This is a genomic window from Furfurilactobacillus sp. WILCCON 0119, from assembly GCF_053471565.1.
This window is the reverse complement of record NZ_JBPCCV010000007.1, coordinates 38,238-52,708: the sequence shown is the minus strand read 5'-3', so window position 1 is coordinate 52,708 and position 14,471 is coordinate 38,238. Positions and strand designations below refer to the sequence as shown.

The 14,471-nt window shown below is 37.9% G+C and carries 10 protein-coding genes; 3 read left to right on the top strand and 7 right to left on the bottom strand.

Annotated features, from left to right (window positions below):
* The 5 genes from ACRYI5_RS10970 to ACRYI5_RS10950 all read right to left on the bottom strand — a co-directional run.
* A partial coding sequence (locus ACRYI5_RS10970) for an immunoglobulin-like domain-containing protein (RefSeq protein ID WP_448225285.1) occupies positions 1–2,512 on the bottom strand: 2,512 nt, incomplete at its 3' end.
* A 405-nt stretch (positions 2,513–2,917) separates the two neighbouring features.
* Positions 2,918–3,760, bottom strand: coding sequence for a CPBP family intramembrane glutamic endopeptidase (locus ACRYI5_RS10965; RefSeq protein ID WP_448225284.1), 843 nt, complete (start codon positions 3,758–3,760; stop codon positions 2,918–2,920).
* Positions 3,761–4,041: 281 nt separating this feature from the next.
* The gene (locus ACRYI5_RS10960) at positions 4,042–4,836 is read right to left on the bottom strand and encodes an alpha/beta hydrolase (protein ID WP_448225283.1); all 795 of its coding nucleotides are present in this window, start codon (positions 4,834–4,836) and stop codon (positions 4,042–4,044) included.
* Positions 4,837–5,150: 314 nt separating this feature from the next.
* Positions 5,151–5,828 (bottom strand): hypothetical protein, encoded by a 678-nt coding sequence (locus ACRYI5_RS10955; protein WP_448225282.1) that lies wholly within the window; start codon positions 5,826–5,828, stop codon positions 5,151–5,153.
* Positions 5,747–6,238 (bottom strand): MFS transporter, encoded by a 492-nt coding sequence (locus tag ACRYI5_RS10950; RefSeq protein WP_448225281.1) that lies wholly within the window; start codon positions 6,236–6,238, stop codon positions 5,747–5,749. Before ACRYI5_RS10950 ends, ACRYI5_RS10955 begins: the two co-directional genes overlap by 82 nt.
* 234 nt (positions 6,239–6,472) lie before the next feature.
* Here ACRYI5_RS10950 and ACRYI5_RS10945 point away from each other — a divergent pair, with 234 nt between their 5' ends.
* Together ACRYI5_RS10945 and ACRYI5_RS10940 are read left to right on the top strand one after the other, a co-directional pair.
* Positions 6,473–6,874 carry an ArsC/Spx/MgsR family protein gene (locus ACRYI5_RS10945; RefSeq protein WP_407881629.1) on the top strand — a complete coding sequence of 134 codons (402 nt, stop codon included), beginning with the start codon at positions 6,473–6,475 and terminating at the stop codon, positions 6,872–6,874.
* Positions 6,875–7,293: 419 nt separating this feature from the next.
* A complete protein-coding gene (locus ACRYI5_RS10940; protein ID WP_448225280.1) occupies positions 7,294–7,758 on the top strand; it encodes a MarR family winged helix-turn-helix transcriptional regulator in 465 nt (154 codons plus the stop codon).
* 329 nt (positions 7,759–8,087) lie between these two features.
* Here the strand turns inward: ACRYI5_RS10940 and ACRYI5_RS10935 are convergent, their stop codons facing one another.
* Entirely contained in the window at positions 8,088–8,717 is a 630-nt protein-coding gene (locus ACRYI5_RS10935; protein WP_448225279.1) for a recombinase family protein, read from the bottom strand.
* A gap of 923 nt (positions 8,718–9,640) precedes the next feature.
* On the opposite strand from ACRYI5_RS10935, the gene ACRYI5_RS10930 reads away from it, so the two are divergent.
* Entirely contained in the window at positions 9,641–13,021 is a 3,381-nt protein-coding gene (locus tag ACRYI5_RS10930) for a MucBP domain-containing protein (protein ID WP_448225278.1), read from the top strand.
* 333 nt (positions 13,022–13,354) lie between these two features.
* Here the strand turns inward: ACRYI5_RS10930 and ACRYI5_RS10925 are convergent, their stop codons facing one another.
* Positions 13,355–14,323 carry a MucBP domain-containing protein gene (locus tag ACRYI5_RS10925; RefSeq protein WP_448225277.1) on the bottom strand — a complete coding sequence of 323 codons (969 nt, stop codon included), beginning with the start codon at positions 14,321–14,323 and terminating at the stop codon, positions 13,355–13,357.
* Positions 14,324–14,471: the final 148 nt, after the last annotated feature.

Here is a 14,471-nt window from a genome sequence, read left to right as displayed (position 1 = left end):
ACGTAACAGTTTCAGCCTTACCATCAATGTCAGTGGCAGAAGCAGCAAAGCTAGCCGCATCAGGAGTAGCGTCACCAACGTACATGGTGAAGTCATTAGCAGAGATAGACTTTTGGTTAGCCAAGACGGTTAATTTCACCGCCTTGCTTTGACCGTCGGTCGTCGTTAACGTCACGTCATACGTGCCCGGATCCGTTAGGTTCGCTTGGCTTAGATCCGTGGTAACGGCAACTGGGTTACCATCTTTATCTAAGGCACTAGCTTTAAAGTCGTTAGCCGTGGGTGTTGGGTCACCAACGTGCATTGTGTAATTCTGGCCGCTGATCTGTTGTTGGTTAGCTAAGACTGTCAGTTGAACAACTTTCATTTGGCCATCTGCGCTTGTCAGTCTCACACGGTAAACTATGTCAGGAACCGTTAGATTCACCTGGCTCAAATCAACTGTGACGGCAACTGGTTTACCATCTTTATCCAAGGCACTGGCTTTGAAGTCATTAACCGTGGGTGTTGGATCACCAATATACATCGTGTAATCCTGGCCGTTAATCTGTTGCTGGTTGGCTAAGATCGTCAGTTTAACGACTTTCGTTTGGCCGTCGGCCGTCGTTAACGTAACATTGTACATGCCAGCCTTGGTTAAATCAGCTTGCGATAAGTCCACGTTAACAGTTTCAGCCTTACCATCAATGTCAGTGGCAGAAGCAGCAAAGCTAGCCGCATCAGGAGTAGCGTCACCAACGTGCATGGTGAAGTCATTAGCAGAGATTGAGCGTTGGTCTGCTTTAATGGTGATATCAGAGGTAACAGTTGCAATATTTCCATCTGCGTCAGTGACTTTGTAGGTCACTTTATATACACCTGGCGTATTAACATTAATAGAACTATCGTCTAAGACAATCTTTGAGGTTAGATTACCATCTTCGACATCTGTTGCGGTGACACCACTTAATAATTGTGCTGACAATTGTTCTTGCGATACTTGTCCAACGTAATAGTTATGGTCTACATTGCCTTGAATATTTGGTACAAATCCTTTACTAGAATTATTCTGATACTTACCACCTGGAGAAGCAGGTGATCCCCACACCTGTAGATTCGTAGAAGAAGTTGCATATGCAAAATTCATACGGTATTGATCTTTATTTAAATCGGTAGCGTTCTTTAAGATCATGGCAATAATATCCCACTTGCTGCTATATCCATCTGCAAACTTGATGGTAATCGAATTGTTACCAACTGTGTAGCTGACCGCGCCGTTCGATTCTTTAACCATTTGATCAAGTGTTATATATGAAGAGGCACCGCTTGGTCCCGGAAAGTTACCATGATTGTTGGAATAATAAACATCTTCTGGTGAAAGCGTTCCTCCGTCAATCGGAGAAATAGTTAAGGTGCGATCTTTAGCATCTGATAAGCCGCCACCAGGGTTGATAACCACCGAAAAAGTCATTTGTCCGGTAGGCAAAAATTGTCCTGATCCGATATAATTATCGTTCCCAGCGCCCTTAATTCCATACAGGCCAGGTGTAGGGGCTATTGTCAAATACGTTTGATCACCGGGGTTACCTGGTCCCAAAGTGTCATAAAAATCACGTCCGTTTGTAAAAATAAGAGGGGTAGTCTGTCCGCCTAAAGTACTTGTGACTGACACTTTGTTTCCAGTTGAAGCGCCGGACTTTGCACTCCAATTTAAATTGAATTTGATTGGGGTATCAATCTCGGGGAAATCTTTGTCAAATATGTAAGAACCAATGCCAGTTGCATTATCATATTTGAAATTACCATATGCTTCGGCCCCGTTAAATGTGACGGGTCTGTTATCTACATTTACATTATTGGCGGGAAGGATAAATGTAAGACTATCACCACTTTTGAATGGTCCGTTCAATTCACCACTGACGGTAATCAATGAGTCACCGTTAAACGGCCCGTTGTTAAAATTATTTGACACCGTGATAGGTGCTTGAGACGCTTGCGGGTCATTACTTAAAAACTCAACTTGATTAGTGGCAGTTTTCACATTTGTTGAGGCTGTATTAACCATCAACGCTACGGGATTATCACTAATGGGTTCACTTTGTGGTAGTGATGGTAAAGAAGATTGATCGCTCATTTGATCATCGGATTCAGTAGTTTTATCGGAACTTGTAGTTAACTGAGTTGCACGTTCTGGCTCTTGTGAGTTAGATGAGCTGTTGGCGGCAACGGCACCTGTGCTTGAAGCAGACACTTCGCTATCTTGTGGATTATTATTTATGGGATTTGGTTGCGGATCAGTGGTGGTTTTAGCATTTTGATTTGAATTAAGCGAAACTACCGTTTGATTATTTTGGTTTGAAATAACAGACGCATTATCTGAACCATTGCTTGTTTGGGAGAGCGTATCGGCGTGTACGCGGGCATTATTTCCGGAAAGAGTAATAAGTCCTAGCATGACAGTTCCTGAAATAATCACGCCATTAACGAGGCTTTTACCATCTTTATATAATTTATAGTGCTTACTTAAGTTCATTTATGATGATCCCCTTTGCAAAATTAAATTTGAGGCAATACTTAACGTCCCTATTATGACACGGACTAATTAGAGAAGGAAGTATTTTTTATTTTAAATTATTATTTTAGTTAGCTTTCTAAAAAGCGATTAGTTCGTTAACTTAAGGACTATCGCCAACGATTCAACAAAGAATTTATGAAAAAGACATTAGCATCTAGTTTTGGGGGTTAAAAATTTTAGGGGAGTTACAGTAATCGTGCAGTTATTACTTTAGATGGTTAAAAAAGGTTACGTTTAGATCATTTGTCATCATAAATTTAGTGAGGCCGACAAAAATTAGCATGTCTAGCGGTCACTGATAGAACGTAAAGCTTGCTCCTTTAGCTATCTTTCTAAAGATGTCCTTTCAAATTCATAGGTAGGTTAATTAAAGGTATGGTATTTAGCATCGAATTCGGTTTTATCTTTCTCATCAATTGTTTTGTAAATAAGATAACCACATACGATAAAAACGATAGTCAGAATAATTGAGACGAGTGATAGAAGAAAAGGTTTGTCGATTCTTCCCAGTACAGAGATATTAAAGAAAAAATCGAACCAATCAGCAAGAGCATGGCTTATCACGGGTAACAATAAGCTCTGCGTTTTCACATAAATCATCCCGGCAAAGAAACCATATGCAGCCGCGTAAAACATCTGTGCTAAGGTATACGCGAGACTGGCGCCTCCAGCCAGATTAGAAAGATGGATTACGCCAAAGAATAAGCCAGCGATTAGTGATGAGTATAAGATTGATCTTTCAGAGTGAATTAAGCTGTTAAGAAATCCAAATATCCCACCGCGGAATACAACTTCTTCAAAATATCCAGTGATTATTGCAGCAATCAGGGTACCAAATAGTCCGACAAGAACTTGACTAGGAAGCGTTACTTTGAAGAACGCCATCAAATGGTTAGGATAGAAAACACTTGCTAAGATCATGATGATTGTTGGGACCACCCACAACAGTGTATTTATTCTCTTAGAATAGGTTTTCAATTTAACTACGCTCAAGCCAAAGTTAATACGCCAAATATATTTTGCTAACCCAAGATCAATAAGTAAAAGGACCAGATTGACGAGTGGCAAATCCACCTTTCCTGAGGTCTCTATCATCGAAGTTCCTTTAAAAGGCGTCATGACGAAACCCGGGCCATTGAATGATAGAGTTAATATTATAATTGTTACTATAACGAACCAGAGTCTGTTTAAATTACGTTTCGTCATATTTTGTTCCTCCAAAAACAAATTGTAGATTGTACTGATTTTATAAGACTTTAAAGTGCAACAGTTTTTAATATTGATTGCTACACTGTGGGATTTGCGACGAAGCCTGATAGACTTTTTACTTACATGGGATTTTAACAAGGTTTAAAGCGGTTATGATAAAAAATGGCATCTAATTGTTATTTGAATTATAACAACTAGATGCCATTATCCTTGGTGATTTATCTCTTCACGCCGCTAGATAATCGATTGTTCGAGCCTGTAACTTCTAAAATGTATGGTTATAGATATTGGTTAAAGAAAGCGACGGTTGGTTCTTGTGCTTGCTTTGTATAGGCTTCACCATGTCCATGACCAGGGACAAATTGTACAACCGACGGAATCATATTCTTTGTGAGTTCACTTTGTAGCTTTTCAACAGCAGCTGTTGGCGTTAACTCGTCCAAAGAATTGGCTAAATACATTGGTCCGGCATTTTTATTTACGCGATGTAAAGGAGAAGCCTTTTTTAATAGATCTAGATCATTATTAACATAGTTTAGTACAAACCATTTGTAATAAGGATCGTTTGCGCCAGTTTGATTAATCTGTGAGACAGGCGTTCCAGGAATTGGCGCATTTTTGTTTGACGCAACAACATCTTGATGTTGTTCAACCCAATGATCTAAATCAATGATTCCAGACCAAGAAGCAATCGGAATCCCTGTTCTTAAACCTAATTCAATCGCCAGGTTGCCACCTGAAGACATACCAACAGCCCCAATCTTGTCGCGGTCAAAAGAATATTCAGATTGCTTGATCCAGTTAAATACTGAAACCAAATCATCTACCGGAGCGGGATACAAGACTTTAGGTGCTAAACGATAGTTAGGGACGAAAACAATAAAACCACGTTTAGCAAAGTCGGTTGCCCAATCGGCTTCTTCTTCTTTATATCCTAGCCACCAACCACCACCATGAATATCAATGATTGCCTTACGTTGTGCATCATTTTGGTTATCGCCTTGATAAACATCCAATTTTAAATCCAAATTTTCATCGTAAATAATGTCTTTATCAATTGTGACATTTGCCATAAGTACATACCCCTTTCTAATATATGCACGTATTCTAGCATGCACATAAAAATTTTCAAAAAATTGTTCTCGACTAATATAATTAAAACAATATCATATTTTACGATTGTCAAATATAATCATACAAATAAACAATGAATACGATCGGAATTACGAACTCGATATGAACAAAATAAAGGCAAACTGATGAACAGCGATCGACAATTAAGTATGAAAAGCGGATATTGCTTAATACTACAATGAATGCACTAAGCGATATCCGCTTTCTGTAATCAAAAATCATTTAAAGTGAACAAATCACAAAATCATGAGGTTCATTTAGTTGATTCGGTTGTGTTTTTACCAGCCCAAAACACAATTATAATTTGGAATGCTGAAATAACCGCAGCTATAAAAAAGATACCTCGTTCATGAAATCCGAATGGTTTAGATAGAAATTGGAAAACAAAAGGTGACATGAACTGACCAGCGAAAATCATTGCGTTACTGGTCGCGATATTTCTCTTTCGATTTGCATCATTAGAAGTTATTGAGACCCATTCATTTAAAAACGGCATGCCCAAACCAAGTGCAATACCAATCAGTAGCATAGATATTAAAGAAGGAATCCATTCGCCCATGGAAAGTAAAAGCATACCAAAACTGAATCCAATAAAAACGAGAACACCTTTGTTTATAATTGATAATTTGAGTTTTCTATAAAATAGACCGATAAAAAAGCCGAATACGGAAATACTGGCCATTAAATATGAGGTCATTAGACTGCTTTTAATATGCAGTACATCGGTTACATAAAAAGCAAGATTAGTTGGAAGAACAAAGTAGATTAAGGTTAATGACAGGCTAAGAAAAAAAAGCAGATAAATCACTGGCGGATTTTTGGAAGGTGTATTGCTGCTGATAGTTGGTGTTACTTCATTTTCAGGAACAAAAAATAATAAAAGTAAAAAAGAACCCCCCAAAAACTGTAAACCAAAAAGGTAAGCCGCCATGAAATAGGCGCAACAAAACCCGCAAACAAAACTGAACTAACAGTGCCTATATTTGTAACAGCACTGGCATATCCAAGGAATTCTTGTTGAGTGCTTTCTGAATAATTACTTGTAATTAAACTGATAGCTGGACCGGCAATCAATGCGAGCGCAACGCCACTTAATGATCTTGACACAATTAGAGCTTTGAAGGATAAAAAGATCAACGGAATTAGGCCCCCAATGCTATATATAAATAAACCAATTAGTGCTTGTTTGCGACTAGAAATTTTGAGTTTATTGATTAATGGCAACAGTGCAATGACAAATAAAGAGGGTATGGTTACAAGTGATTCAATCCAAATCGTAGAAATGGAAGGATAGGCGCTTTTTATTTGAGGCAATATTGGAGATAAAACCGCACCAGTCATTATGGTTAATAAAGATACAAATAAAATACTAATTTTTTCTCATAGGTTTATTTCTCCTTCAAAAATTACATCACATTGTACAGGATCTTTTCGGTCTATTCAATTTTTGCTATATAAAGGTTTACTTAGCAAAGTAAACGGCCTAATAAGTTAGCCCTACTAATTGTTTGTATTTATAATTAGTGTTGTGTACACTACAGTGTGAAGTTAAAAATAAATATTGAGGTTTGAACTATGATTAGTATTTATACGTTACCATCCAACTATCCTTCTAGAAGGGCTGTTACTTGGTTTAAAAAACATCATATTGATTTTACTGAACATCGTGTGCATCCTAGTTTGCCTGGTTTAGTTAAGCTTCCGCTTAAATCGTTCTTAGCAGCTTCAGAAAATGGGTTAGATGATCTACTTGCCACGCGAGGAAAATCTATTCTGTTGTTCAAAAAAACACATGACTTAAATGAAATTTCTTTGGGTGAAATGCTCGCGTTTATTGATAAAGACCCAACAATGCTTCACTTTCCGATTATTTTTGATTCGACACATTCATTCCTACAATGCGGATTTTCAGAAGATGAAATTCGCACTTTTATTCCTCATGAAATAAGGCAGGCAGAATTATCACAGTTTTTATAATCTTCTTAAAGCTTGTGCCATAGATGATATGATATAATTTATAAATGAGTTAAAAATTGAAATTAATATCCTTTAATACATGTGAATATTTACTGGGATTTCTTACGACGACTGCATTTTATTTGTATTCAACAATTTTCAATCTACAAAAAGAGCTCTAGCAAGCTTAATTTGCTGAGAGCTTTTTTATTACTAAGAGACTTTGCATATGATCCTACTTTTGTCGTTTACGTACATAATTATTTTTGCCTGATTTTATATTCAAATAATTGATAAACTAAAAATAAAAATTAAATAATCGTACAAAAGCTTTGCGTCTAAACTAGTTACCAATATAATGACTATTGGAGCACCAATTGATATACCAATTGTGGTATCACGCTGTCTTCGTGAAAATAAATACTCAGGAGGAAGCTATCATGAACAATAAAGAATTAATGGACCAATATAACAACGCGTTTCTATTTATGGGAAAGTTTCTCGATGAATTTGTTTCGGTTGTTGACCAACAGTATAATTTATCGCACAATGCATGGCTGGTCATGAAACTTATCAGAGATCATCAAAAATTGACGAATCAAAAGATCGCGGAAATTACAAAAGTTGCCCCTGCAAGTATTTCAGCTCAAATTTCACCTTTATTAAAGCGTGGATTAGTTAAGCAAGATACTAACGATAGTGATCGGCGTGTAAAATATCTGTCTTTGACTGAAAGCGGCCTTCATATCATTAATATGATTGAAATGAAGCATCTGAAGCGTTTCAATCAATGGGTGAACGATTTAGGATATGAAGAGACTATCCAGCTGCTTAAGCTGATTCAAAAATTCGAAACCGATGTTTTGCCAAATGATAATTTTGTGAATGTCAATCGATTAAGATAGCAACTTACATTACGTTAACGATTACAATCGACTACGTAAAAGTTTAAATATCCGACATAGTAAAAGTTTTCTTCCTATTGTATGTGACCATGTAATTTCAGTTTTAAACATTCTCTAACGGACAACTTTACATTGACCATTAGGGAGGAGAGGTCTGTGAATCAAACAGAATGGAATTAATGCGTAGCCTAAATTTTTTTGGTCACAAAAAAATCATCACTAATGTGATGATTTAACCAAGTTTTGCAATGTGATTACTTGAAGTCAACTGTCGCAAGCAGTTGACTCTTTTTAATTGTCGCCATGATAGTAGCATATTCCCTATTATTTCAACTCGTAAGTTGATCAGGCTGCAAATGTGTCAGGTCGGCTTTAATATACCGCACCACTGACCTGTTAATACCAAACTTTCGGGCAATGGCCGAGTCAGATAGTTGGCTGTACTGTAAGTCATTACAAACCTGCTGATAAATGTAGCGCTTTTGTGGGTCCTTTGCGTCCACAGCATATAGTCGTGGGCGCCCCTTATAAATTCCGCGCTCTTTGGCCAGTTTGATTCCTTGGGCCTGACGTTCTCTAATTCTCAGTCGTTCTGATTCAGCTTGGAACTTGAAAACAGACTGAATCACGTCAGTTAACATGTTGCGTAGCCCACGATCAGGAATCGACGAAAAATCTGGCAAATCCAGTGACTGAAAACTAGCACCGGCATCTTTGATTTTTTGAATTAGCATAGTAATATCGTCCGCATTACGACTTAGTCGATCTAATGACATGACAAAGACAATATCATCGTCACGAATATAATGAAGCATTTTTTGAAGTTCCGGACGTTCGATATCTTTCCCGGACTGTTTGTCGGAAAAGATTTTTTCCACGCCAGCGTTTTTCAGTGCTGCGATTTGACGATCCAAATTTTGTTCGGTGGTACTAACTCGTGCATAACCAATTTTACTCATTTTCTGCCCTTTTTAAATATTGATAACGACAACCCTAAACGACATTTTTTATTATATCGCAAATTCCGTCAGATATGAATTTTCACGGAGAAGCTTTCCCGTCGTTTAGGGAACACCCTAAACGACGGGAAAAATTAAAAATCAAAAGCCACTTAATATTCATAAACTATATTTTTTAACGATTTAAATTTCGTTCTATTAAACATTCTATCCTTATAAAGGATGATTGTTTGTAAATTTTTGGTGTTTTTGATATTTTATAAAGCATAACAATTGATGTAGGTGAAAAATGTTAAAAGACAAAGAAAGACCATTTGAAAATATAATGGCAGCAAACTTGATGTTATCTGAATATAAGGCAATTTAAAAAAGTTATGGATTGACGACTTCAATTTTTTTAGTGGGTACAGCATTATTGCAAAAAAATTATGAACCGTCTAAAATAGTCAAGCGCACTAACATTTCTAATGCTGTTGTTTCCCAAAGCATCAAGTATTTATATAAGGAAGAGCTTGCCACACAGTTTTTTCTCACCAAAGATCGGCGAGCCCGTTATTATAAGTTGACTGATCAAGGAAAACAGTTAATCAATGAAGTGACGTTACAGTTACAAAAAATTTAGCATTAGCGTTTAAGTGAACTGATCTATTAATTATTATGAAATGGTCAATATTTGATTTCAGACTAAATAAAAATTAATTAATGTTAACCCCACAAAAAACAGCGATCCCTTTAAAGGAGTTCGCTGTTTTTTTGACGATTAAAATAAATTAGGAGGCAGAAAAAACATTAGTGTGAACAATTAAATCGTGCGAAATCGTTGCTATTAAAGGGGTTTGGGGCAGATGAATTGTTGTGCTGTGTAAATACGTTATGATTACAATAAGATGACTGAAAGACGATCGAAATGGAGGTTACTTAAGATGCTGATGCTAGTGAAAAGATTCATTGAATTATGGAAGAACCGAGTGAAATTAGGAGCGTTAAGTTTAGCAGTTTGCGGCATAGTAGGCGGACTTGCATTTAGTCCGCCGATGCAGGGACAAGCTAATAGTTCAAACGCTAAAAATGAAATAATCAAAGTTACTAAAGAAAACTTTTTGGAGTATTTTTCTGTCAATGGTGATGCAAGCTATAATAATAGCAATGGCATTGTCACTTTGACACAAGACAAGGGCGATCAAACAGGAAATTTTTCGCTGAAAAATAGAATTGATCTAAGCAAAAATTTTACAATCAAGGGTAGGATTAACTTAGGATCTAACAGTGGTAACGAAGGCGGAGGGGGAAAAACAGGTGCTGATGGAATTGGATTTGCGTTTCATCCAGGGAATACTTCAGATGTAGGATACCGCGGGGCCAATATGGGGATTGGTGGTTTACAAAACGCGATTGGATTTCAATTGGATACGTATCTTAACGGGTATTCAGCCCCAGATCCATCTGCACAATATAACAATCAAAGATTGGGCTGGGAAGCGGATCCACGAATTAATCCATATGGTGCCTTTGTCACCACTGACGGTGATAAAGGTTGGGCCACGATTGATACACAAAGTGTGCAGGGATTTAATCGTAAATCAAATGTAGATGGGCAGTTTCAAGATGTTAGCGCTCAGTATAATGGTAAAACGCGAGAACTGACGATTACTTATGATTCGGCTGATGGGGAGCTCACCTGGACACGTAAAATTCCGGAAAGCGAACTCTACGAACAAGTGGCAATGGTTATTAGTGCTTCTACTGGAGGATATTCAAATTTACAGCAGTTCCAGTTTGAAAGCTTTGAATTTGAACCCTGGGTCGGCATTCATGTCCGTCATGTGGTTAGAGATGATAATGGTTTTCGTGAAATCAGTGAAAGCGATTCATTAACAGGCCAAATTGGGGACGAGTATGAAGCACAAGAAAAGAATCTACATGGTTTCAAGTTTGTTGAAACTGATGAATCTGGCTTAGCTAAAAAAGGTGTTTTCCCAGAAAAGGGCGGCACAGTTATTTTAGTTTATGAAGCTCAGAAGCAACCGTCGGGGAAAGTAATGGTAATCCACCAAACGGAAGATGGCGAAGTGCTTAAGCGTGAAGAGGCAACTTATCCAGATGGCCGATATATTGATAAGGAATATTACACCAGCGAAGGGAGCTTTAAGGGATATGAGATAAGCGGTATTGAGGGGTGGTCTCCGACTGGACGTTTACGTGAAGAAGACGGCGAAGTGATCTATCGGTATCGAAAACTGAAGCAAAACGCAGGTAGTGTTACCGTTCATCACGTTAATGAACAGGGCAAACAACTTGCAGAAACGACTAAAGCAACCTATCCAAGTGGTCAATATGTTGGAGAAAGTTATACAACTACCGACATTATGATTGATGGCTATACATATAGCCATGTTGATACTAGTGGGGAAGGTCAATCACCAGCAATCGGTTTATTGGAAGAGAAACCACAAGATGTCTATTATGTTTATAATCGCTCGGATCGCGCTGGGAATGTAATTGCTCACTATGAAGACGAGCAGGGCGAACAGCTCACAGATCCAGTTGAGGCTAATTATATAAATGGTCAATATATTGGAGAACCATATGAAACCGAGGAAAAAAATTTTGAAAACTATACGTTTAAACAAATGAAAGCTGGATCAGCCACAGCGAGTGGCGAACTAACGGCTGATGATCAACATGTGACCTATGTTTATGAGCGGGCTGACCACGCTGGAAGGGTAACTGTTCATCACGAAACAGTCGATGGTAAAGAGCTGGCTGAACCTCAAGAAGTGAAACCAGAGCTTCCGTTTGTAGGTGAAAGCTATACAACGCAGCGAAAAGAGATTAGCGGTTATAGCTTTGTTAAAGTTGATGAAGATAAGGGTGCACCTGCAGAAGGGAAATTGACGACAGAAGACATCGATGTTTACTATATCTATGCACCTAAAGATGCCTCTGGGACGATTACAGTTCATCATCAAACGGCTACCGGAATGGAACTGAGTCCAACTAATGAAGCAACTTACCCGAATGGTAAGTATGTTGGTGACGCGTATGAGACAAAGCCTAAAGAAATCAATGATTACCATTTCGTCAAGGTTGATGTAGAAAAAGGTTTGTCAGCTAACGGAACACTAACAGCTAATAATGGTGATATTTACTACATTTATGCTCGTAATTCTGGCAATGAAGAAGTCGCGGGAAAAGTGATTGCTAAATATATGACTGATGATGAAGAACCTAAAGAGTTGTTTTCAGAGGAAGCAACGTATCCAGACGGTCTTATAATCGACGGACGATATCAAACAAGCAAATACCAGTTTGAAGGGTATGAATTCAAAGAAACTACTGGTTGGAATCCAAGTGGATACTTAACTGAAGCAGATGGTATCGTAACCTATGTTTATAAAAAAGTATCCTCAATCCAGGTTGGTAAAGTAATGGTAACTCATGAAACCATTGATGGAAATGAGTTAGCTACAAATGAAGCTCAATATCCCAACGGACAAAAATTGGGAGAAGCGTACATTGCCGAGCCACGTGATTTTACAGGATTGGAGCTCAAGTACACACGTTCCGATAGTGCTCCAGCCTCAGGGGTTTTAAGTGAAACAGACCAACATGTTATTTTTGTGTATGGGCCGCCAGATACGGTTGAAACACCAAGTGTACAAGTAGAACATCGGTCGCGGGCAGATAATTTATTGTTAGGTGTTGAAGAAGCGACCTACCCGGATGGACAAGAAGTTGATAAACCATATGAAACAAAAGCTGGAAATTTTGAAGGTTATCAACATTGTGGAATGGGTGAAGGCTTATCTGCATCTGGAGTTATTCCTGCGGGTGGTGGTATTGTGACGTATCTATACGACGCAACAACAATACCGGCACCAGAACCGGATCCAGATCCAATAGAGCCTGAGCCAGCTCCCTTGCCAGAGTCCAAACCTGATCCAGATCCAATGCCCGATAAAGAAAATGAATATGGTAATTCTAGTAATTCAGTAGATCAAGTTAACGATGTTTTTACTGAATTTGCTGAGGATTCAATGGATAGAGGAAATCTTTTTGTAAATGGCGGTATAGCCAATGAGTTCACAGATACTTCGGGGAAAAAGAATGCCCAAAGAACTGAATCTAAGACACAATCTGTAGATGAAGCAGCTACATCAAAACAGACTAATAAGCTGAAAAAAAGCGAGTTGCCACTGACTGGACATCAAGTCAGACGTTACGTAACGGCAGGAATTACAATATTGGTTATTTTCTCAATCATCACTGGATATTTCATTAAACATCGTCAGCATAAAGATTGATTTCTATGACTGAGTCGTCACCTTGTGTGACGACTTTTAATTTATCAATAATATGCATGACTCAAATCTCACCTGTGATATTTATTTTTTGAATTAGATTTAGAGTAATCGTCTTTATGTTATTAGGTCCAATCCTATCTATATAAATGAAGGATAATTGTTTGTGAATTTTTGCTGTTTTTAATATTTTATAAAACATAGCAATTAATGCAGATGAAAAATGTTAAAAAAGTATGAAGTGGTCCATACTTGCCTTCAGACTAAAGACAAACTAATTAATGGTAACCCCACAAAAAAGCAGAGACCTCTTTAAAAGAGGTCTCTGCTTTTTTCTTAATGATTTCGCTTTTTGAATACGAATAAGATTGTAATGCTAGCTAAGATAATAACGCCAATGAGGCTAGTTGTGTAACCAATAGCGCTGGTGCTCGGTAAGCTAGCGTGCTGAGATGTGTCATGTTTACTAGTTTGTTGTGCTGGTGCGTTTGATGAACTATTATTTGAAGAACTTTCTTTAACTAAAGTAGCAACAATTGAGTGACTAGTACTGCTTTGTGAATTTGACTGACTAGCAGACGATGATTGGTCGTTTGAGATTGATGAAGATGAAGAAGTACTTAAGGTACTGGAACTAGAAGAACTTGATGAGCTGGAGCTTTCAGAACCTGAAGAAGCGGTAGGATCATAAGTAACCGTAACAGTATTAGCTCCGGCTCCGTCTTTATCAACTTTGTATGATGTTGGTTGATTAGCGACAATGGTGTAGCCATCAAAACTAGGCTGGTCAATCGTGATGGTTCGACTGAACTTAGTTTCAATTGCCTTAGAATCGAGTTGCTTTCCGTCAGAAGATACATAATTAACGGTTACCGTTTCATCATTGGGAATTAAGACGGTATTAAAAAATGATTCGGTTCCGAGCCACTGGGACTGAACTGTTAGACCTTGATGGCTGTATATAGCAAAAACTTCATCTACACTTGAGGCACGTGGATAACTAGACATGAATTGTGCATATGTGTCAGTTTGAATAGGCATATGAGTGCTATCGACGAAAGTCGATCTGTTGTTATCAATCGTATATCCAGACTTCACGACATGAAGCGGAAAATATGGCTGTCCTTCTGCAAAATGTTGGGAAACAGATGGAAAGGCAGCCGTATTAGTATCCACGTTTTGCCAAGTGTAGGCTATTGTAAAGCTATTGGGATCTGGAGCGGCAAACGCGGGAAATGTTACTCCTAAGGTAATAATAAATAACAAGATAGCAACGGTATCGCGAAAAAATTTGAGACTTTTCATAGTAATTACTCCCTCTAAAAAATTGTTAGTACTAAATTATATCATGGACTTACTTAAGTAAAAACCTTAGTTGAAGCGCAAAAATGAGAGAGTAGTCCACAGACAATGTACCTGTAATCTCAAGGGTAAAGACACGCTAGCTAATGTT

Coding starts and splice junctions, on each gene's coding strand:
- ACRYI5_RS10965 (WP_448225284.1), bottom strand. CDS start 3,760: ATGACGAAACGTAATTTAAACAGACTCTGGTTCGTTATAGTAACAATT.
- ACRYI5_RS10960 (WP_448225283.1), bottom strand. CDS start 4,836: ATGGCAAATGTCACAATTGATAAAGACATTATTTACGATGAAAATTTG.
- ACRYI5_RS10955 (WP_448225282.1), bottom strand. CDS start 5,828: ATGGCGGCTTACCTTTTTGGTTTACAGTTTTTGGGGGGTTCTTTTTTA.
- ACRYI5_RS10950 (WP_448225281.1), bottom strand. CDS start 6,238: ATGACTGGTGCGGTTTTATCTCCAATATTGCCTCAAATAAAAAGCGCC.
- ACRYI5_RS10945 (WP_407881629.1), top strand. CDS start 6,473: ATGATTAGTATTTATACGTTACCATCCAACTATCCTTCTAGAAGGGCT.
- ACRYI5_RS10940 (WP_448225280.1), top strand. CDS start 7,294: ATGAACAATAAAGAATTAATGGACCAATATAACAACGCGTTTCTATTT.
- ACRYI5_RS10935 (WP_448225279.1), bottom strand. CDS start 8,717: ATGAGTAAAATTGGTTATGCACGAGTTAGTACCACCGAACAAAATTTG.
- ACRYI5_RS10930 (WP_448225278.1), top strand. CDS start 9,641: ATGCTGATGCTAGTGAAAAGATTCATTGAATTATGGAAGAACCGAGTG.
- ACRYI5_RS10925 (WP_448225277.1), bottom strand. CDS start 14,323: ATGAAAAGTCTCAAATTTTTTCGCGATACCGTTGCTATCTTGTTATTT.